7 protein-coding genes are annotated in these 21420 nt (G+C 65.3%); 2 read left to right on the plus strand and 5 right to left on the minus strand.

Annotation, left to right across the window (positions count from 1 at the left end; translation table 11 throughout):
- The first annotated feature begins 1 nt into the window (after position 1).
- Positions 2-3082, plus strand: coding sequence for a type III restriction-modification system endonuclease (locus JKP76_RS11220; RefSeq protein ID WP_200490896.1), 3081 nt, complete (start codon positions 2-4; stop codon positions 3080-3082).
- Between the two features lie 551 nt (positions 3083-3633).
- On the opposite strand, the gene JKP76_RS11225 is transcribed toward JKP76_RS11220, so the two are convergent.
- Both JKP76_RS11225 and JKP76_RS11230 read right to left on the minus strand, forming a co-directional pair.
- Positions 3634-3831: a hypothetical protein gene (locus JKP76_RS11225; protein ID WP_200490897.1), complete on the minus strand. Its 198-nt coding sequence runs from the start codon at positions 3829-3831 to the stop codon at positions 3634-3636.
- An 813-nt stretch (positions 3832-4644) separates the two neighbouring features.
- On the minus strand, positions 4645-4842 hold the full coding sequence (locus JKP76_RS11230; protein ID WP_200490898.1) for a hypothetical protein: 198 nt from the start codon (positions 4840-4842) through the stop codon (positions 4645-4647).
- Between the two features lie 4163 nt (positions 4843-9005).
- On the opposite strand from JKP76_RS11230, the gene JKP76_RS11235 reads away from it, so the two are divergent.
- Positions 9006-14273 carry an AAA domain-containing protein gene (locus JKP76_RS11235; protein ID WP_200490899.1) on the plus strand — a complete coding sequence of 1756 codons (5268 nt, stop codon included), beginning with the start codon at positions 9006-9008 and terminating at the stop codon, positions 14271-14273.
- Between the two features lie 40 nt (positions 14274-14313).
- On the opposite strand, the gene JKP76_RS11240 is transcribed toward JKP76_RS11235, so the two are convergent.
- The 3 genes from JKP76_RS11240 to JKP76_RS11250 form a co-directional block, all read right to left on the minus strand.
- Complete coding sequence (locus JKP76_RS11240; RefSeq protein ID WP_200490900.1) at positions 14314-14820, minus strand: hypothetical protein; 507 nt, start codon at positions 14818-14820, stop codon at positions 14314-14316.
- A gap of 106 nt (positions 14821-14926) precedes the next feature.
- Positions 14927-18166 (minus strand): UvrD-helicase domain-containing protein, encoded by a 3240-nt coding sequence (locus JKP76_RS11245; protein WP_200490901.1) that lies wholly within the window; start codon positions 18164-18166, stop codon positions 14927-14929.
- Complete coding sequence (locus JKP76_RS11250; protein ID WP_200490902.1) at positions 18163-21249, minus strand: PD-(D/E)XK nuclease family protein; 3087 nt, start codon at positions 21247-21249, stop codon at positions 18163-18165. Before JKP76_RS11250 ends, JKP76_RS11245 begins: the two co-directional genes overlap by 4 nt.
- Positions 21250-21420 lie beyond the last annotated feature (171 nt).

A 21420-nucleotide genomic window follows, 5' to 3' on the forward strand; every position in this document is an offset into this window, starting at 1 on the left:
GATGAAGCTTCAATTCAAGACCCAGCTGTACCAGACGGGCGCTGTCGACTCGGTCGTTGACGTCTTCTCCGGCCAACCTCGACGTAGTGACGTCTCCTACAGGATCGACCCTGGCAAGGTGAAGCCGAGCACCGCGCCGGCCCTGTTCGGGACAAGTACGACATCAGACTCCGGTCTGCGCAACGCCGAGATCGAGCTCTCCGCGGCCCAGTTGCTCGCCAACCTTCACCAGGTTCAGAAATCTCGGAACTTGCCGCTGGCGCCGAGGGTTGCGGACAGCAAGGCTGCGCTCGGCGCTCCGAACCTCGACGTCGAGATGGAGACTGGCACGGGCAAGACCTACGTTTACATCAAGACAATCATGGAGCTGAATAAGCGGTACGGCTGGTCGAAGTTCATCATCGTGGTCCCGTCCGTGGCGATTCGCGAGGGCGTCAAGAAGTCGTTCGACGTCACGGCTGAACACTTCCAGCAGACCTACGGCACCAAGCCGCGCTTCTTCATTTACAACTCCTCGCAGCTGCATGAGCTCGAGCGATTCAGTTCAGACGCCGGCGTGCAGGTCATGATCATCAACATCCAAGCCTTCAACGCCACGGGAAAGGACAACCGGCGCATCTACGATGTGCTGGACGACTTCCAGTCTCGCAAGCCGATCGACGTGATCAGCGCGAACAGACCTATCGTCATCATCGACGAGCCACAAAAAATCGGTGCTCCGAAGTCGCTTGAGGCGCTGTCCCGCTTCAACGCCCTGATGGTGCTGCGCTACTCGGCCACTCACAAGGTTGAGCACACCAAAGTCCACCGACTCGACGCCCTCGATGCATACAACCAGAAGCTCGTAAAGAAGATCGCTGTCCGTGGCATTACGGTCAAGGGCCTGGCCGGCTCCACCGCCTACCTCTACCTCGATGCGATCGAGGTCAAGAAGGGCCAGCCGCCCACGGCCCGTGTGGAACTGGAAGTGCAGACAAAGGGCGGTCCGATCAAGCGGCAACCCAGGCGGGTCACCCAGGGCACCCGACTTCATGACCTCGCGAACGGCCTCGAGGCCTATAAGGACCTTGTGGTCACCGACGTCAGCGCGATCGACGACACCATCACGCTCAGCAACGGGGACATCGTCATCGCCGGGCAGCTCGCCGACCGCGACGTCACCGAGCAGACCAAGCGGCGTATCCAGATCCGCGAAGTCATCCGCGCGCACATCGCTAAGGAGCGTGAACTCTTCGGCCAAGGCATCAAGGTTCTTTCGCTCTTCTTCATCGACGAGGTCGCCAAGTACCGCGACTACGACCGCGAGGACACCCTTGGCGACTACGCACGAGTGTTCGAGGAGGAGTACGCCGCCGTCGTCGAGGAGGTCCTCGGGGAGCTGGAGCTCGATGACGCAACAGCGGTATACAAGAAGTACCTCAGCCGTGACGAAGCTCGGGATGTGCACCAGGGCTATTTCTCGATCGACAAGAAGAGCAAGCGGCTCGTCGACGGCGACGTGCACAAGACCGGCGATGAGAAGGGCCAGTCGAAGGACGTTGCGGCCTACGACTTGATCCTCAGGGACAAGGAACGTCTGTTGTCCTTCGATGAGCCTGTGCGGTTCCTGTTCTCGCACTCGGCCCTCCGCGAAGGATGGGACAATCCAAATGTCTTCGTCATGGGCATGCTCAAGAAGAGTGACAACACCATCTCGCGGCGGCAGGAGATCGGGCGTGGACTGAGGCTCGCCGTCAACCAAGATGGCGAGCGCATGGACAATCCCGTTACGGTGCATGCCATCAACCAGCTGACCGTCGTGACTGACGAGTCCTATACCGACTTCGTCGCCGGGCTGCAGAAGGAGATCGCAGAGTCGCTGGCGACGCGCCCACGAAAGGCCAGCATCAAGTTCTTTACTGGCATGACGATCCACACCGAGTCCGGCGAGAGCGACGTCGACGAGAAGCTCGCAACCGCTCTGTACAATTACCTTGTGCGCAACGACTACGTCGACGACGACGGGCTCGTGACGCAGAAGTACAAGGAGGACAAAGACGCCGGGTCGCTCGCGGAGCCGTTGTCCGAAGTGCTCAAGCCGGTCATCGACTTCGTTTGGCCATTGATCGACGCCCTGTACATCGACATCCCCGCGCCGACGAACGACCGCAAACCCAAGAAGATCCCCCTCAACGAGGCGAACTTCAAGAAGAAGGAGTTCCAAGAGCTCTGGAGTCGGATCAACCACAAGGCCGTCTATCAGGTCGAGTTCGACTCGGCCGAGTTGGTGGGCAAGTGCGTGGCATCACTCGACACCCACTTGAACGTCGCAGCCATGCAGTACGTCGTCCAGGCCGGCAGGCAGCGGGAGTCGCTAGACGCTGATGACCTGACCAGTGGCACCGGATTTGACGTCTCCACGACATCAACCCAGACCGCGACAGTGTCTGCCGGGTCTCAGGTAAAGTACGACCTGCTGGGGGAGGTGACCGAGAAGACCCAGCTCACTCGGCGCACTGCCGCTGCGATCCTTGGGCGGATCAATCCGAACACGTTCGGCAAGTTCCGCCTGAATCCGGAGCAATTTATTACCGAAGCCGCGCGACTCATCAACGAACAGAAGGCCACGGTTATCGTCGAGCATCTGGCGTACGACGCGCTGGAGGACCGCTTCGACATGGCCATCTTCACGGAGAACCAGAGTGCCCAGGACTTCGCCAAGGCTGGTGAGAAGCTCAAGAAGCACGTGTATGACTACGTCGTCACGGACTCGAAGGTTGAACGTGATCTCGTCACGGAGCTGGACACAAGCTCCGAGGTAGAGGTGTACGCCAAGTTGCCGCGCGGGTTCTTCATTCCAACGCCGGTCGGCGATTACAATCCCGACTGGGCGATCGCCTTCACCGAGGGTTCGGTCAAGCACGTGTACTTCGTCGCCGAGACAAAGGGCTCCCTCTCTACCCTTCAACTGAAAGGTATCGAGGACGCGAAGATCGAATGCGCCCGGAAATTCTTCGCCGACGTCAACAAGAAGTTCGAGGGCCAAGTAAAGTACGACGTCGCCGACAGCTACTCCAAGCTGATGGAACTCGTGACGGGGTAGGGACGATGACTGGTCATGCATTCACACTTCTGATGACATTTCGAATATCAGCATCAAACCACACCAATAGATTTATTGCAATAGCATTATTGACGATCGCCGCCCTTCTGAGAGCGTCGGTCTGATCGTACCAGTTCCCAAAGATAGAGGCATCACAGTGGCTGATGGCAGAATATGAGATTAAGCCTTCAGCGCTGCCCGAGTTGTATATAAACGCCGGCTGCAGTGGCTCTTCAATGATATGCCGCGACGCCGGCGCCTGACTTCCTCGCACGAACGCTGCCGCGAACAATACCGACCGGACAGAACGTCCAGACTGGGATCAACACTTGACTGGCACTGAGCTCTCACCGCTACGCCGCGGCGCCAGAACAGATGATGCAGCGCCGCAGCAAAAGTGTTCGAAGGGTGCAAGAGCTGCACCTCCGGCGTTTCAGTGGTCGTAACTGACTCCCTGAACACACAAGACTCTTGCCAATGATTAGTTCCCGCCAGCCGGAGAAACGTTTCATCGTCGCCGGTCGCTGACCTGATCATCGCCGGCAGAACTGTCACTGGTGGTGAAATTCCAGCTTCGATGATGGAGTGAATGCAGCCATTAGCAGGGGAAGATTATTGGGTTCACCGATATCTTCCTTCGCAAGGCAGAAAGGTGAAACGGTAGCGAAGGCAAAATTCCAAACAGCGTGGTAGCGCACAGTTTTACTATCAGCAAGCATAATCGGTTTGGTGAGACCTTCCGCAGCCATGGGGCTTACAGTGAGATTACTGCGCGGCGGCGTATCACTGATCCCCAACGTTAATGCGGCTTACGGCCCATCACAGGGAGGCTGGTTTTGCTCACAAGATCCCGGCGAACGGAATGAATCACGATCATCACCAGAATTCAGCTACGCGCTGAATCATACTGCTTCACGAACGGCGCGTGAAGGTCGGCAGAGGTTTACGCACTGCATTGACCAACCCCAGAGTATAGCAGCATAATAGCGGTGGTGGTGGTACGTCGAAGATTGGCCACAGCTGATTTCCGTCACCCGAAACTGGATCGGTGACTGTTACGCCGCCCAAGCAGTTCAGCGCCGCGATACACGATATGAAATCCGACGCGGTGACCGCGGCGCGGCAACATCCTGATAAATTTGTCAACTGTTTTTTTGGGTAGCCCAACCTTCTGAAGGCTCATGGTTGTAGAGGGAACCCTTGGCTTTACCGTTGTTAGGGACCCTGGCCCGCCGCTCTTCCTTTCCTCCGCGCCTGTCGAGAGTCCGGGTAGCGGTGGCAAGCTGATGATCACCGGAGCGGCAAACCGAAATTTTGACAATGCTACAACTTCGCCAAACTTTAACGATCACGACCTTAGACCGCCGCATTAGCACGGCGGCAGAAAGGAACGGTGCTGTTAATAGGGTGGCGATTTGCCAACCCAGGGACGAATATTGGCAGTAATCCGTGGACCGTCAGCCCAGCTGTAACATATCCCGGACCACGGGCGGCGACGGCCTTCGAGTCAGAGCGGCCCGTCAGCTGCCTTATGAAACCACCTCTGCTCGAGGCGCTCCGGGTCAGGCCGCGCCCATGGTGAGAGAATACATCACCTGCATTTCCTGAGCGTTGTGCTGATGATCACCGTCGACCCCGACCAGATGTCCTCCACCGAGGACGACAGGTGCCAGCCGCACGCCGATGATGCGACGGTATTTCTTCGCAAAAGTGTTAATCTTTGCAACAGAGAAAACAGCTCCGCCCAAACGGTCGTCCACGTTGGTTTGCGTGACGACGATGCGTGAGCGGAAACGGTGAGAATTAAAAAGGCGGAGGCGCCATCACACCGTTTACATGGTTCTCCGCGACCGGTTTTCTGAATAACAGTCAGTGGTCGATACGCGTGCCCAACTCCACCAGGCGTATGACTACCCAGCAACGTGGTTCGGTGTGCAACGATGATGCTCATAAATCATCGAACGCCGGTCGACGGCGCGATGGAGAAGAGAGCGGCGCCTTCGGCGAGCTTGCGCCACAAACAACGGGGACGCAGGTGGCAGGAACTGCCCGCAGATGCCTTCCGCCGTCCTCTGATGAAGTAGGTGACGCCAGAAGCAATACGTCCGGCAGAGGCCTGAGGCGCAATGCCAGAGTGGTTTGATCGATATCCGGCAGGTATCATCAGGGCGCTGCCCGCAGCCAGATGGCGAAAATCTGCCAGCGGTAGACATTGCGCGGCAGAAGGTCGCCAAACCGCTGAGGAAACGTCAACGAATTTGAGAGTCATTAACGCTGAGTCGGCGGCTGCTCCGATGCATGAACGACGACCCCTGCGCTGACTCCCGCCCCCGGCGTGGAGGCAGCGGCCTTCGCCCACGGCGGCAGCTGGAACACTGTCCAGAACCCGCCATCCGGCAGTGCCGTCCGGTAGACCTGCCAAACAAACGGAGTCTGATCATGTTTGAGTAACAGATCGCGGATGAACATGCTGATAATGACGTGGTCCAGCTCCGCCGTTATATGATCCGGTGTTAAAGCCTTACGGCACCGGTAGCGCGTTATCGTTGTTGGTAGCAGAGAACAGCGGTGTTACACTCCGCCCGCTTCTGCCCTGCAGAGTGTATATAAAACAGAGACTGTAATACAGGTAATATCGCACGCCAGTTCTTCCACGAGATGCACTGCGGACAAGCTCCGCAGCAACTTACTGGAAAGGAGCAAATAAAGAGCAATGCACTACAATGTACTGCAATGGTGAACCGAAACGCCCAAAAATGCCAACAACAGAAGATGCCACCGAAGGTCACGGGATCCGTAGTTGTTCTTCCATTACCGCAAACGCTGATGCACGAGGGCGCCCGTAGCAGTCTGTTCCGGTTAGTGGCGAGTGCGGGTGAAATCACCAGACCGGTATCGGTGCATGCGCGGCGATGGCGCCGGTATCCGTCAAACGAGCTGGCTTCACGATCGGATTAATGTTTTTCGCAGGTTTCGATAACCGCCAGCGCTTCAGTGAATCGCACCCAGCGATGGAGAAGGCAGGGCGAGAGTAATGCCAGCCACAACCCGCCACGATCGAACGAGGCGGGAGCGGCGACAGACGCGAGCAGAATCCGATGAATCCGCTTCCGTCGACGCCGCCCACAGCGTGGCTGCATCGAGGTGCCGCGAGCGCTTCGCTGAAAGTTGAACCGCCCGGTGTTAAAACCGCCTGATTGAATGAACACAATAAGAGTGTCAATCATGAAACGGTGAAAACTGGCGCGGCGGAGATGTCTCCACCTGATACGCGTCCGTTCCAGAGAACGAATGGCTGGCTGCCGATCGCAAACGCCGTTGAGGAGAAGCACCAGTAGCGCGCTGGAGTGGCGCTGATGCTGCATCGACATCATGTCCCGGCGCGCTCGGACAATGAACTTAGCAAACCTGCTGGAAACACTGAACTCTTAACGGTCGTTGACGCCGGCCAGCTCAAACAGCGTCTTTCACCGCAGAACTGAACGCGCAGGCTGGCGCTGATACAGTCCAGCGTCGCCGTGGCTCGGGCAATCCTGATAGCGAGCCGCAACTGACGCGGCGAGGCACTGCAGCGTCCTCCGCTGCACGGTCGGCACCGCCGACTGCACAGCATATATTTGGTTTCCCACCGCGAACAGTGGCTGGAGAACAGGTGGTGGCGAGCATGTTCACGACTCCATCCGCAGAGGTGGCGAGGCGCCGTCGCCGGTTTGAGCGGCGCTGGCTTCATCACCGGGCGGATTGCCGCCGGGATGCCTCCGGCCGCGGGGCGCCTGAGAGCGCACACGGCGAAGGCGCTGGACCGCGGCACGCCGGCTGACGCGATCGGCAACGCACATCTCACCGCTGAAACGATGACGCGATCCGATATGGTGGCCTGGCAGGCGCAGCAGGGAGACCGGAACAGCACTGAAAGATCGCCGGAGCGCCCGCTCGATCGAATCCAGTGGTATCACCGACGTTACGCTCGAATGTAGATGAGTTTTCCGTCACCGGGCAACCAGATTGGGAAATATTGCCACGCAGGCTTATCAGTCATGGCGCACCGCTACCTTGTAACTTTATGCGGTGAAATGTCGCCAGGCATCGATAATATACCCGGCAGCGTGAAAGACAGCCGATAGCGGTGGTAATCACGCCGCAAGCGTAGGGAACTCGCCCAATAACTGCACGTTGAACGCACAACGCTGAGATCGATAAAGAGGAACGAGAGTTTAGCGTGCCAGCATCAGCACTGGCGCCACACGCTCCCGCTTTGATATTGCTGACAGACCACATAGACGCGTCACGCCAGATGCGCCGGAGACAAAGCACAGTTTTAAACAGAGCTCCCGGTGGTGAACAATGCGAGGTAGTAGTAATCCCCACGCGAACGCCGCGAAGCGGAAAGCGCCAGAAACACAGGTTGAGATCGATCTTCACGCCCGCCAATCCCACGCTAATTTAACGGCCGCCAGCGAGATGCCGTAACGATGATTCCGCAGAGGCAAAACCGATCTCCGCCAACGCAGAGAAGCAGAAGAGGTACGCCCGATCCGAGTTGCGCGTCCGAGTGTCGTGCACCCAACGTCGACGGACCGGCGGCGTGCTTCAATCAGCTTCACTTCCGTCCGCGCCAGAGGGGCGCGCGAGCGAACGCGACGCGAGATAGAATCCCGTCGACTGATAACATAACCACGGCTGGAGCGCTTGCCAGCACGGCACCCGCAAAACCAGGCGCAGGCGGTGTGGTATGGCTTAGCCGCGCTGTCATCTTTAGCGAAACTGTGCCCAGTTCGCTCGTACAGCCCGCTTTCGCAGCCCGAAATAACGAGACTTAATCGCCAAAACCGCCTCAGAGACGCTCGACTTCTCCTTACGACACGCCGGGTGGCAGAGAGGAAAGACGGTCGGCGAAGGCGGCCTGCGATCGCTCGCAGACTGAGAACTGGAGAGAAGTGTGGGACGCCAAGAGAAACCAAAGACGTTCCAGCGGAAGCCAAAGCGCTTTCAATTTTTCCCAAAGTGAGTTAACTGATCCAGATTTTTCCAACGCCAATCGATGAGAAAAAATACCATAACGAGCTCAGCACGGCTTTGCAGATGGCTCCGGCGGCGCACCGCAAATCTGAGGGCGTGACCGTGGCGTGGAGAGTGTCACCAAACTTATCGCCGTCATTACTGCGTCAATAAGGGGGCGCCGCAGGAGTCGTGTAGCACGCCATTAGCATAGGCGTCGTTCTGATGGGCCTGCCAGATGATCCGGCACACTGTGCAATGGGATATAGACACAAATGCGCTGCCCTTCAAAGGGTCGAAGGCGTCGAACACAGACGAGATCACCATATGGCATGATGATGCCCCCACCAGGCGGCCGCTGATGGGTAGGTAATGACTCCGCTGAGTGAAGATATCGAGCGCCAGTCCGGTGCTGAGTCGCCAAATGTCGAACAAAGATGAGGGTTTGAACCTTCCGCGCCGCAGTGGAACAGCCGTAAATTTTCGTGGCAGTGCAGCACCTGCATTGAGGACAGCAGGATATTTATCCCCGCAAAAGAGAAGAAAATCCGTCAGCAAGAGTTCGCTGACTGCCAATGGTATCAGGGTGTCGAGCTTCTGCCCCCTATTGCTGCCGAGTGCTTTGATAAAGAGGTCGCCGGGCCGTCACCGACTGAAACGATGCTAGCATTTGGTCCTGACCAGACAGCGCTGATATCGACGCACAAACGCCAACACGGCAATCCCGTGGAATGCGATTGCCTTCGTATGTCACCGACTGAGGCGCTATTACTGCCTTCATCGATTTTTCGCGACATCCAGGGGCGTCAGCGTCGATAGCTCAGCGCAGGCGAGCAGAGAATCATGGACATGGCGTCGGTAAAGGTCCAGGCAGGCTTCCGAGCTTGCGCTGGCTGCGAGGGACTTCCAAAAACGTCGCTGACTGATGGTGACTCTGCTCTTCCCGCAACCGGTGGGTTGCTGGCTGGTTGAGGCAGGATTGAATGAGTCCTTGAACTGCCGATTGTTATACAAACGCGCCCTTGCGTACGACGCCTGGCTCCCGGAATGGCAACGGTGGGCGGCGCGCGACCGCCCGCAGCGCTTGCTGCACCAGACGTACGACCGGCTGCGCACGATGCGGCAGCAGACGCTCGAGAACCCGGAGAGCGTCGAGGTCGTCGTAGCCGGGGGGCTGCTGAACCTGCCCGCCCACGGTGTCAGCACCCACGTCCTCGCACACCGGGCGACGGTCGACATCGAGATCGAGACCGGCGACGTCATCGTCCGGCTCGACCCGTCCACGGCCACGTCACTGGAGGACTCCCGTGTGCTGTCCGGCCTCGACGTGTTCGACGACGGCGGGACCGCCGCCCTGCGCGCGCGCATCGTGGAGCTCGACGTCCGGCCGGCCAGCGACAACGCGCTGGTCTTCCTCAAGGAGTGGGCAGCGCGAGCGGTCCTCGCCCCGGTCGACATCACGGCAGCCTGGGCTGCGCCGGGGCGGAACACCTCCTCCCTCACGCCGTCACCGGCGATCGTCCTGAGGCGGCGAGGCGCATATGCGCTGCAGGAGTACTACAACGACATCGAGCGCACGCTGGCCGAGGCCGGCGAACCCGTGCCGCTTGGTCTCGCGCAGCTCGTCGAGTCGATCGAGGCCGAGGACCGGGTGACCTGGCTCGAGGCCACGGGCGCGACGGCGGCGGTCGACCTGGCCGACGACCCGCTGTTCCCGCTGCCTGCCAACGAGGAGCAGGGCCAGATCATCCACCGCCTGCGCGGCGACACCGGTGTGGTGGTCGAGGGCCCCCCGGGGACGGGCAAGACGCACACGATCGCCAACCTGATGTCGGCTCTGCTGGCGCGTGGCCAGCGAGTGCTGGTCACGAGTGAGAAAGCCCAGGCCCTCAAGGTCCTCCGCGACAAGTTGCCCACCGAGATGCAGGAGCTGTGCGTCTCGATCACCGACGCCAGCCGCGGCGGGTCGCTGGAACTGAGCAGGAGCGTGAGCCGGCTCGCCGCTGAGCACTCGTCGTACAACCCAGCGCGCAGCGGGCGGGTCATCGCCGACCTCGCCGGCAAGCTGGATCAGGCCCGGACGCGGCGCGCCGGCCTCCTCGAGGACATCCGCTCCCTCCGCGAAGCCGAGACCTATCAGCACCCCGAGGTCGCCCCCGGCTATGCGGGCACGCTGGCCCGTGTGGCCGAGCGGGTGGCCGCGGCGCAGGGCGAGCACGGCTGGATGCCCGTGCCGGCTCTGGGCGCGTTGTCGCTCACGACCGCAGAGTTCGACGAGCTCCGCCGAGAACTGCCCGGCGACACAGATCTCCGGCGCCGTCGACGCGAGCAGTCGATCCCTGCGGCCGACGCGATCCCCGACGTGCAGGTCGTGCGGCGGCTCGCGAAGGATGTCGCGCGCGGCGAGGCAGCGCGGGCCGGCCAGTCCGGCCCGCTGGCGGAGGTCCTCGGACAACTGGATGCGGGCACGCTCACCGAGCTCATCGCGGTGTGCGGTGAGATCCGGGACGGGATCAGCAGCCTGTCCGCCGGGGTCGACGCCTCTTGGGCGATGCCGGTCCTGGACAGCGTGCTGCGCCGGGACAACGAGCTGCTGTGGCAGCAGGTCGGCCAGGCGCGCCAGCTCGTCGACGACGCGATGACGATGAGTGCCGAGATCGGCTTCCGTGACGTCCAGGTCGCCACCGACGCCCAACCAGCACCAGTCGCCCAGGTCTTCGCCAACCTCGCCCGCTACCTGCAGGACGGCGGTGCGCTGAAGAAGCTCTTCAAGAGCGAGCAGCAGAAAGCCGCCGAGCCGTACCTCCCGGATGCGGTGGTCGAAGGGCAGTCGGTAACCACGGCTGAGCAGGCGCACCTGGTGGCGCTCCACCTCTTCACCTTGGCCCGGCTGCAGGCTTTCGCCTCGGCAACCGCCATGGTCCAGATCCCAGGCGGCGTGGCCGGTCCGCGAGCGCTCCAGGTGTCTCACGCGCACCGCGTCGTCCAGACGATCGAGGCCATCGAGTTTCTCCGCAGCGCGCGGGACCGGCTGACTTCCGCGCTCGGCCGCATCCCGGCGATGCCGCGCGCTGATCTGGCGACGACCCAGGGGGTCCGCACCTTCGTCGACGTCGCGACCGTGTTCGCTGACGTGGAGGTCGCTCGGCGTGCGTCCGACGAACTGGGGCGACTGGCTGCTGCGCTGGCGTCGACGATCGACCGCGCTCAGCGTCCTCCGGAGCTCGAGGCCGCGGTGGAGGCGCTCCGCCGAGCCGACGCCGAGACCTTCGAGGCGGCGCTCCACGACCTGGAAGTCGCAAGCAGGGAGCGTCGCGCGCAGCTGCGCTGCGACGAGCTGACGCAACGGCTCGGGACGACGGCTCCTGCTCTGCTGACCCTGCTCCGTGACACGGCGGAAGAGGAGGTCTGGGTCGAGCGGATCGCGCAGCTCGAGGAGGCCTGGAGTTGGGCTCGTGCCGCAACCTTCGTCCGGGAACGGACGGCACCAGGCCGCGAAGCAGTGCTCGACCGGGACCTCGCCGGAGTGGATCGGGACATCGCCAAGCTCACCGCCGAGCTGGCAGCGCAGCAGGCCTGGAAGGCCTGCCTCGAGCGGATGAACGCCACCCAGGTGACCGCGTTGCAGGCCTACCGGGACAGCATGTCCAACGTCGGGAAGGGCACCGGCAAGTACGCCCAGCGCTACCGTCTTGCCGCTCGCGAGGCGATGACCGCGGCCCAGCAAGCGGTACCGGCCTGGGTGATGCCGCTGCAGGAGGTGCTTGCCTCCATCCCGCCGCATCAGAACGCCTTCGACGTCGTGATCGTCGACGAGGCGAGCCAGGTCGGCATCGAGAACCTGTTCCTGCTCTGGCTCGCGCCCCGCGTGATCGTCGTGGGCGATGACAAGCAGTGCACCCCGTCGGAGGTGAAGCACGGGGCGCTAGACAAGGTGTTCGAACGGCTGGACACCCTGCTTCCGGACATGCCGAACTATCTGCGATCCACCTTCACCCCGCGATCCAGCGTCTTCTCCATCCTCCGCACTCGGTTCGGTCAGGTCATCCGGCTGCGCGAGCACTTCCGGTGCATGCCGGAGATCATCACGTGGTCGTCGCAGATGTTCTACCGAGACGCCCCGCTCGTCCCGGTTCGGCAGCACGGTGCGGATCGCTTGCCCCCGCTCAAGACCTCGTTCGTGCCTGGGGCGTACATCGAGGGTGCGAACGCCCTGCTGCGCAACGAGGTCGAAGCGGAGGCGATCGTCGAAGCGCTGGTCGGCTGTCTGGCGGATCCGGACTACGACGGCAAGACGTTCGGCGTAATCGTCCTTCAAGGGCAGGCGCAGGTGGGACTCATCCGCGATGCCTTGCTCAACCGGGTCGAGCCGGAGGAGTGGGAGCGTCGCGATATCCGCGTCGGCACGCCTCCGGAGTTCCAGGGGGACGAGCGAGATGTCGTCCTGCTGAGCCTGGTCACAGCGCCGGACCACAAGCGGGCATCGCAGACCCGGTTGGACGCCCAGCGCTCGTACAACGTCGCGGCATCGCGTGCGCGTGACCAGTTGTGGCTGTTCCACTCCGTGATGGCCGACCAGCTGCGCCAGGATGATCTGCGGTCCCAACTGCTGTCGTACATGGCGTCGATGCCCGTTGCCGCCGCAGCGCCGATGCCGGGGGACGTGGGAGAGGACGAGCGGCACCCCCACTTCGACAGCCTGTTCGAGCAGCGTGTCTTCCGGCGGCTCCAGCAGCGCGGCTACCACGTGACCCCGCAGGTCGAGGTGAATGGTCGGCGGATCGACCTCGTCGTCACCGGGGCGCAGGGCAAGTTGGCCGTCGAGTGCGACGGGGACGCGTGGCACAGCTCGCCGGAGCAGGTGACCAGTGACTTTGCGCGCGAGCTGGAGTTGCGACGCTGCGGCTGGCAGTTCTGGCGGATTCGCGAGTCGAGGTACTACCTGGATCCGGAGGGCGCGCTCGCCGATCTCTGGGTCACGCTCGACAAGCGCGGCATCGGGCCTGCGTGCATCGCAACGGACGGCCAGCCCCCGGTGGACTGGACGCCGCAGGATCTGCCCGCCACGGAGGGCGAGGCCGACGCGGAGCTCGAGGAGGTCGACGAGGCGCCCCCCGGCGTGCCGCTGATGCGGGCAACCGCGGGGCCGACCACTTCGGTCTTGCCGACCACGAGAGCGCCGATCCAGGTAGAGGTGATCCCCCCTGCGGTACCGGCCCAGCCGCGGCCGGAAGCGATACCGCCGAGCAGCGAGCCGGATGCCCGGCCAGCCCCTGCTGTCGCCCACGCAGCCCGGTCGTACGGAGCAGTGGACGAGGAGACGCGCCTCCTCGTCCTCGAGTTGGCCACGGATGGTGCGCTGACCAACGAGGTCGTGCGCCAGTTCCTGAGCATCGGTTCCGAGGAAGCGCGACGGGTGTTGGGCGCCCTGACCGAGCAAGGGCTGCTGGAGAAGCGAGGCGCCACGAAGGGGACGCACTATGTCCTCACGGGAACCTCGGACCACGTGCCGAGGGTTCCTACCGCAAGCCCGACGCTGACCAGCACGCGACAGCCGGTGAGCCGTTCGAACGACGTGGCCTTCGGCGACAAGGCGCAGCTGGTGTTGGAGCTTGCGGCTCGAGGGCCCCTGACCAATGAGATGGTTCGACACCTGCTCGATGTGGACCGGGTCGATGCCAAACGTCTCCTCGCCCGGTTGGCCGATGAAGGCCTCCTGGAACTGCGCGGGGCCGGGCGCGGTGCGCACTACGTGCTGGCCGGCCAATCGGAGTCGCACGCCACGTCACGTCCTTCCGGCGAGTCCTCAGAGCTGGGCACGGCAATCCGGGATGGACACGAGTCGACATTCACTGCCGGCGTCGCCAAGGGCCCCGACGACCTCGATGAGCTCGAAGCGCTTCTTCAGAAGCAACTCGACGGCAACCTGCTCGAGATCAGTGACTACCTCAACGAGTGGTGGGGCCAGAAGCTGGTCGAATCAGGAGCGCTTCGGCTGGCCCGGTTCCTGCTCGGGCGAGAGAAGCCGCTGAGGTTGCTGCGGACCTTGGCTGCAGATGGACTCCTCAGGCACAGCGTCGAGGCGACTGTCCTCGACCCGCGCTTTGCGCCGTTGTTCACCGAAGCTGAGCTGGGCGTCGCCCGACGGCGACTGGCCGAGCTCGGGTACCGCCCCGATGACGGGCGCCAGTGATCAGGCAGTCTGCCCCACGACGGTCAGCGGTTCGAAGCGGTTAGGCGCAGTAGTCGCAGCGACCGCTGGCGGGAAGCACCATGTTGTGGGTAGAGCAGATCTTGGGAGGAGGGGGCGCAGGCTTCTGGCGGGGTGTCCGCTCGACGGTGTCGAGCGACGTCCGTTTGGCGATGAAGAGCGCCGTCATCTGTGGTGTTGCGTCGTCGGGGACATGGTCGCAGTACGCGCGGTAGCAGGTGAGGCGGTCGACGGCGGCGGCACGCTGCCGCTCGGCGAACGAGGCGAAGCCCCCGGGGTGCTCGTGGTTGACGTACCCGTCGCCCACGCCACCGGTCCCGGCCCTCACGACCAGAGCTGACAGAGGGGGCTTGCCCTCGGTGAGGGTGGCAGCCTGCACCGGTCCGAGCACCTGACCGATCCAGTGGCCCAGCATCATGCGCGTCCGGTAGCGGGTCTTCTCGAACAACTGGTGAGCGAGTTGCTCGTACGTGATCGAGCTGCCGTAGGTGGAGGCGACCCCCTCGAGAATGCCTTCGGTGGCCTGCACCCACGCAGTTACCGCCACATGCCAGTCGACCTTCCTTGTCGGGTCCGAGTCGTGCCAGGTGCCAGGTGACTCAACCATCAGCGCCTCCGAGATCCATCAATGGTCTTCATGTCGTTGTCGACGGCGCAGGGACGACGTGTGCCCTGGCTGGTGTCAGGAATGCGAGCCGCTGGTCCACGAAGGTCGCGCCGCCAGCGGCCATCAGCAAGCGCCCGTACGTCCGGATCTGCGGCGCGTAGTACTGCGCGCGGGCGGCGATGGCCTCGGCGGGGATGGCGTCGGTCTTGTAGTCGACAACCACCAGAGAGCCGTCGTCCTCCCGGTAGACGAGGTCGACGTAGCCCTCGAGCACGGTCCCATCGGCCTGCACCGTTCCGACGTACATCTCCCGCCAGTGCTCGCGGGCAGCCGCCCGCTGCACCACCTCCGACGACAACGCGGATCGAACCAGCGCGGTCACGACATCCGCATGGCTCTCCACGCCCTCGGAGACGCACTGCGCGGCCACCGCGTCGTCCAGGCCCGCGCCGGTGGCCAGGTCGATCGACTGCAGCACCCCGTGCACCGCCCGGCCGATCGCCGTGCCGTACCGGCCCTTCGACCACGCGGGCAGCTCGATGTTGAGCGGCCCCTTGGCACCACCGGGCTCGTCAGCACCGAAGACCGCCGACGGCTCCGTGCCCTCCAGCCCCGAAGCCGACATCGCCGAGACACGAGCGCTGGACTCCCGCACCTGAGTCATCTCGGCAAGCCACTCGTCGTACTCCCGCGGCGTGGTCGGCGCAGTCGGCTCCACGAGAGCCGGCAGATCAGCCGGAAGCTCCGCTGCCGACCACGCTTCCGCCCCCTCTGCTGCGAGCCCGTCGTCCGCCAGCAACCGTGCCGCCGTCTGCGTCGAGGAGGCCGCCGACCGGTGCAGAGAGACCACGAGGTGGTCCCGTGCCCGGGTGGCGGCCACGTACAGCAGCCGCCGGCGCTCGCGGTCGTCCATCTGCTCGTCGATCGGCGCGGCCACGTCGAAGTCGCCGGTCGTCACGCCCTTGCGAAGCGACACCTCGTAGCCGCCGGTCGCCGGCCACAGCACCCGCACTCCGGACTGGTTGCGCGGCCCCGCGGTCATGCCGCTCATGACGACGATGGGGAACTCCAGCCCCTTGGCCGCGTGAATCGTCATCACCCGCACCGCACTGGCGTCGGTCTCCGGCAGCGACGCCTCGACAACCCGCGACGTCTCCTCGCCCTGCTGCGCCGCCCACGCCAGGTAGGCGCGCAGCCCGCCGTGCTCGGACTCTGACCACGCCCGCGCCTGGTCGACGACGAAGCGCAGCCGTCGCCACTGGTCCCGGGCGCACGGGCCGGGCGCGGCCACCTCGAGCATGCGGCGCTCCGCGACGAGCGCCGCGAGCACCTCACTCGGCGCCATCCAGCGCGACCGGTAGTGCAGCCGGCGCAGGTGCTCCAGCGCTTGCGCGACCGGATGCCCGGCGCGGGCCCCGTCCACCGGCGCCAGCAGGTTGAGCACTCCGCCGTCGCGCTTCCAGGCCCACAGATCGTCGTCCCCGCAGCCGTACAGCGGCGACCGGAGCGCGGTGACCAGCGCCAGGCCGTCGCTCGGGTCCGCGATGGCGCGGGCGGCGGCCAGCAGGTCCCGCACCTCCTGCGCCTCGTACACCAGCGAGCTCGCCTCGGCCCGGTACGGGATGCCGGCCGCATCCAGGGCGTCTTCCAGGAAGGGCAGCGACGTGCGCGCCGGCACGAGGACGACGATGTCCGCCAGCCGCGCCGGTCGCCAGGTCTTGTCGTCCTCGTCGAAGATCTGCCAGCCCTCGGCGATCGCCCGCCGGATGACCCCGGCGACGTCCGCCGCCTCGAGCTCGCGGAGTTCCGCGGCCGAGAGCTTGTCCGGATGAGCGTCCGCGCCCAGCGCCACGACAGCCGGCGAGCCGGCGGCCGGCTCACGCCGTGGGACCAGCGGCGTGTAGGCCGGCTGAACATCCGGTTCGGCGACGATCAGCCGGCCGAAGACGTCGTTGACCCACGAGACGATGGGCTTGGTCGTCCGGAAGTTCGTCGTCAGGCGGACGTCGTCGCCGATCACCCGCTGCGAGCGCAGGTACATGCCGATGTCCGCGCGCCGGAACCGGTAGATCGACTGCTTGGGATCCCCGACGACGAACAGCGATCCGGGCGGGACGGCGACGTCCTCCCACCGCTCCTGCACCGCCTCCGCACCACCGGCGATCCGCACCGCGAGCTCGATCTGGATGGGGTCGGTGTCCTGGAACTCATCGAGCAGCAGCCGCGGATACCGCGCCTGTAGAGCGGCGCGGACGTCGGCCCGGCGCCGCAGCAGGTCCCGCGAGAGCACGAGCAGGTCGTGGAACTCCAGCCGGCCGGCCGCGCGGCGCTCCTCTGCCGCCTCGAGGACCCGCGCGGCGATCCACCGGCTGAGCAGCCGCAGCGTCGTCTCGAGGACCTCGTCCACCAGCTCGCCGGCGTCAGCGATGAGCTGCTTGCAGTCCGCCTTGAGCTCGTCGAGCGCCGGCTTGCCGCCCCAGTTCTTGGCCTGCCCGTACCGCGTCTTGAGGCCCGTGGCGTCGCGCAGCACCTCGAGCCGCTGCGCCGCATCCACGGCCGCGTCCAGGCGGAGGCCCCAGGCGCCGATGGACTGCAGGTCAGGGAGCAATTTGTCGCCGGCGTCGGTGCAGTCGTCGGCGCGCGCGGCGAGCTCGGCCGCCGTCCGGACCAACCGGTCGAGATCCCGCAGCTCCGGCACCCCGGGCTCGTCACCGACCAGGACGCGCTCGGCGACCAGGTCCCAGTCGGCGTTGAACAGCTTGCCCAGCGACCGCAGGTTGTCCAGGGTCACGCCGGCTGACATCGCCAGCAGGAGGGCCGGAGCGATCGCGTCGTCGTCCAGCAGCCGCTTGCGCTGCTCGGCCCAGCGCTCCTCGAACGTGACCGCGGAGCTGAGCTCATCGGCCACCTCGAGCAGAGGCGGGAGGCCGGCTTCGATCGGGTGCTCGCCGAGGATGCGCTGCGCGAAGGAGTGCAGGGTGCCGATCGCCGCGCCGTCGAGGTCGTCGAGCGCCTGGTCGGCGCGCTCGCCGCCGGCTCGCTCCAGCTCCGCGCGGAGCCGGTCGCGCAGCTCCGCGCCGGCCTTCTCGGTGAAGGTGACGGCGGCGATGGACCGCATCTCCACGCCGTCGATGAGCACCAGCCGGGTGATCCGGTCGACCAGGCTCTTGGTCTTGCCCGAGCCTGCGCCGGCCTCGACGAACAGCGTCTCACCGGTGTCCTCGCCGATGGTCCGGCGGGCATCGGCGTCTGAGAGTGGAGTGGTCACGCGTCGTCTCCGTCGGTGTCGGCGGCCGGCAGCGGCTCGATGAGGGCCACCAGCTCGGCCAGCCGCGGGTCCCGCTTGGTGCGCAGCCATCGCGACCTGGCCTGGCCGTGGCCGATGCCGTCGGGGTTGCAGTAGGCGCACTGCACGTAGGCGTAGTCGTCCTTCTCCGGCGGTCGCGCGGGGAAGAGGCCGCCGCGGATGCCCGCCACGATCGTCTGCAGCGTCTCCGCGTAGACCTGCTCCACCTCGGGAGTCAGGGGGACGGCGATGCGCCCCTTGTCCTTCCGGACGAACCAGTACGCGGCCTCGACCTCGTCGTCGGGCCGGTCGTAGGCCTGTCGGGCGGCGTGCGCGTAGACCGGCAGCTGCAGCTTCGAGCCGCCCAGGACGGGGTCGTCGGCGCTGAGGCCCTTGAACGACGTGGCGCTCCCGCTCTTGATGTCGGTGACGACCAGCCGGCCGTCCTCGGTCTCGTCGACCTTGTCCGCCGATCCGCGCATGAGCAGCGTGCCGCCGTCCGGCAGGAGAACGGCGACCGGATCGGCCCCGTGCATGCCGAACGCCAGCTCGCTGGCGAGCACGCGCGCGCGGTGCTCCGCCCGCCATTCGTCGTCCGCGACCAGCATGGCCTGCAGGTCGGCCTGGACGCGCACCAGCGTCTGCTGCCACAGCCGGGGGTGGCCGGTACGGCCGTCGTCGGCGAACCGGGCGGCCGTGACGTCGGCGATCTCGGCCAGGCGACGGCGGTGGTCATCCCGCCACGGCTCCCCGAATCCTGGGAGGTCGTCGGCGAACTCCGTGACCAGCGCGTCGAAGGACTCGTGCATCAGCGTGCCGATGTCGGCCGGGCTGATCGTGATCACGTCTTCGGGTTGCTCCACCGGCTGGACGCCGAGGATCCGCTCGATGAAGTACGCGTGCGGACAGCCGGCGTACTTCTCCAGGGCCGTGGGGGAGACGGCACGCTCTCCGGCCGCGTAGTCGGGCAGGCCCTCGGCCACTGCGGACAGGTCGCCGTCGAAGCGGGTGAACCTGCAGCTGTCCCGGCCGTCGGACAGTTCCTGCGCGGCGGCCACGACGGCGTCGTCCAGTCGCACGCCCGCATGCGAGGCCTGGATGCGCCACTCCTGCTCGCACGCCGGGTCCGGCGTCGTGGTGAGTGAGCCGGCAAAGGACGGCGAGGTGGTGAGCCCGTGGATCGGCGCCTTGTCCCACTGGGTAGCCGAGAGGCTCTGGTTGCCGGACAGCTCCCGCAGCGTCGGCAGCAGCCAGCGACTGGGCAGGTGCCGGCTTTTGGTGCGGAGGTCTCCGCGTGGGAAGGAGGCCACCACCTCGGGTGCTGCGGCGAACGCAGCCAGGAGGGCGCGGTGGGCGGTGTCGATCCGCTCGCGGTAGCTGAGCAGCTGGCCGGCGCTCGCGTCACGCGCCCGTTCGGGGAGCAGCGGGTCCTCGCGGAGGCGGCCGGGGTAGAGGGATTCGGCCAGGCCGAGGACGAAGACGATGTCCGCCTCGAGACCGACCGCTGCCGACACCGGCGCCACGAGGACGCCGTCGCCGAACCGGCCGACGCGGGGGAGGGCGCTCTCGAGCTGGCTGGCCAGCGTCTCGCGGAGGGCAGGCAGCGCGGCGGGCGCCCCGAGGCTGTCCAGGGTGCCGAGGGCACGCAGGGACTGCTCGAGCGCGGCCGCGGCGTCCTGCTCCTCCACGGGCAGCCTCGTGAGTTCCTCGGCCTCGCCGATCAGCGAGTGCACGAGGTCCAACGCCCAGTCGCTCAGCTCGCGCCAGCTGGTCAGCTGTGCGCCGCGGTGCAGTTCGCCTCGTAGACCCGTGGCAAAGGCGCGGAGCTGGTCTGCGTTGTGGACGTCCGATTCCAGCCGGGCCACGAGCCCGGTGCTGGCGCCGTCGAGCTTCGCCTGCTCCAGGTGTTCACGGTGGTCATCGGCATAGCGCCGCAGGCGGAGGTCCCAGTCGTCGCCCTGCACCACACCGGCCGTGCGGGACAGCCGCTCCCAGCGAGAGACGGGGATGCGGTCGCCGTCGGTAGTGCGCATGGGGGCGGCAGCCAGGACGCGGAAGAGGTCTGCCCGGGGCACCTCGTTGGTGGCGAGCTCCAGCAGCTCGAGGACGGCGCGGGCGACGGCGCGCTCGTGCACCGGGCGGGTGCCCGGGCCATTCACCGTGATGCCGGCCGCGGCCAGGTGCTCGTGCAGCAATCGCGCATACGGGTTGCGTGCGGCATAGAGGACGGCGACCCGGTGGGCTTTCCTCGTCTTGAGGGCCCTGACGACGTCGCGGACGATGCAGCGGACCTCGTCGTCGGCATCGGATGCGGTGAGCACCCGGCTGGCCATGGGGACCGCCGGCGCCTCGGGCGCTGCGACGTCGATGCGGTCCAGAGAACGGAGGACGGCGGCGTCGGCCTTCGCGTTGCCGGTGAGCCCGGCGACGACGCGCAGCTGGCCGGTGCCGCTCAGCGCCTGCACGAAGCCGGCCTCGGCCTGAGTCAGGGCCTGCGGCAGGTAGAGCACGACCGTGCCGATCTCGGCAACGCGCTGCGGCTCGGAGGTGGCGATGTCCGTCGCGGCTCGGAGGAGGTCGGTCTCGTCGTACCAGCTGGAGGTCAAGCCGTCGCGGACGTCGCGGTACAGGCGGATGAGGTCGGGGGAGAGGCTCGTGGCAGTAGCGACGGCGCTCAGGGCGACGTCGTCGAGATCGCGCAGCTCCCTGCCCGCTCGGACCAGCGCCTCGACGGTGGCCGGATGGTTCGCGACCTCGGCGAAGACGCCCGGCGACTTGCTCAGGGCCGCGCGCCAGGACGCGGCCACGACAGGGGTGGTGGCGGGCCGGCGGGGGTGCAGACGCGGTGCGGCCAGCTGCTCGGCGAGCCGAGCGATCGTCGTCGGGAAGAGCGCGGCCACGCCGGCGTGCCCGTCGCCGAGGCCCTGCACGAGGAAGCGGCGCGCGACGATGCCGGCGATGTTGTTCGGCACCAGGACGGTGACCGGCCGCAGCGGATCCCCGCCCTTGGCCTCCCGGATGGTGTCGCGGAGCTGCTCGAGCGCAGCGCGGCCGTACGCAGTCATGCATCCCCCGTGGTGTCGACCGCGGCGGACCGTAGCAGCGCTATGCCCCGTTGTGGGCGGATCCGGGACTCATCCGTCCCGTTCGTCACTCCTGGTGGGGAAGGACCCAAGCAGGTGCGAACTTCGCAGCGCGAGGCGATCAGCCTGGGGTCCAGACACGTGCACGAGATC

The sequence above is a fragment of the Blastococcus sp. TML/C7B genome (assembly GCF_016612845.1).
In the GTDB taxonomy this organism is placed as follows: Bacteria; Actinomycetota; Actinomycetes; order Mycobacteriales; family Geodermatophilaceae; genus Blastococcus.

Coding starts and splice junctions, on each gene's coding strand:
- JKP76_RS11220 (WP_200490896.1), top strand. CDS start 2: ATGAAGCTTCAATTCAAGACCCAGCTGTACCAGACGGGCGCTGTCGAC.
- JKP76_RS11225 (WP_200490897.1), bottom strand. CDS start 3,831: ATGGCTGCGGAAGGTCTCACCAAACCGATTATGCTTGCTGATAGTAAA.
- JKP76_RS11235 (WP_200490899.1), top strand. CDS start 9,006: ATGGTGACTCTGCTCTTCCCGCAACCGGTGGGTTGCTGGCTGGTTGAG.
- JKP76_RS11250 (WP_200490902.1), bottom strand. CDS start 21,249: ATGACTGCGTACGGCCGCGCTGCGCTCGAGCAGCTCCGCGACACCATC.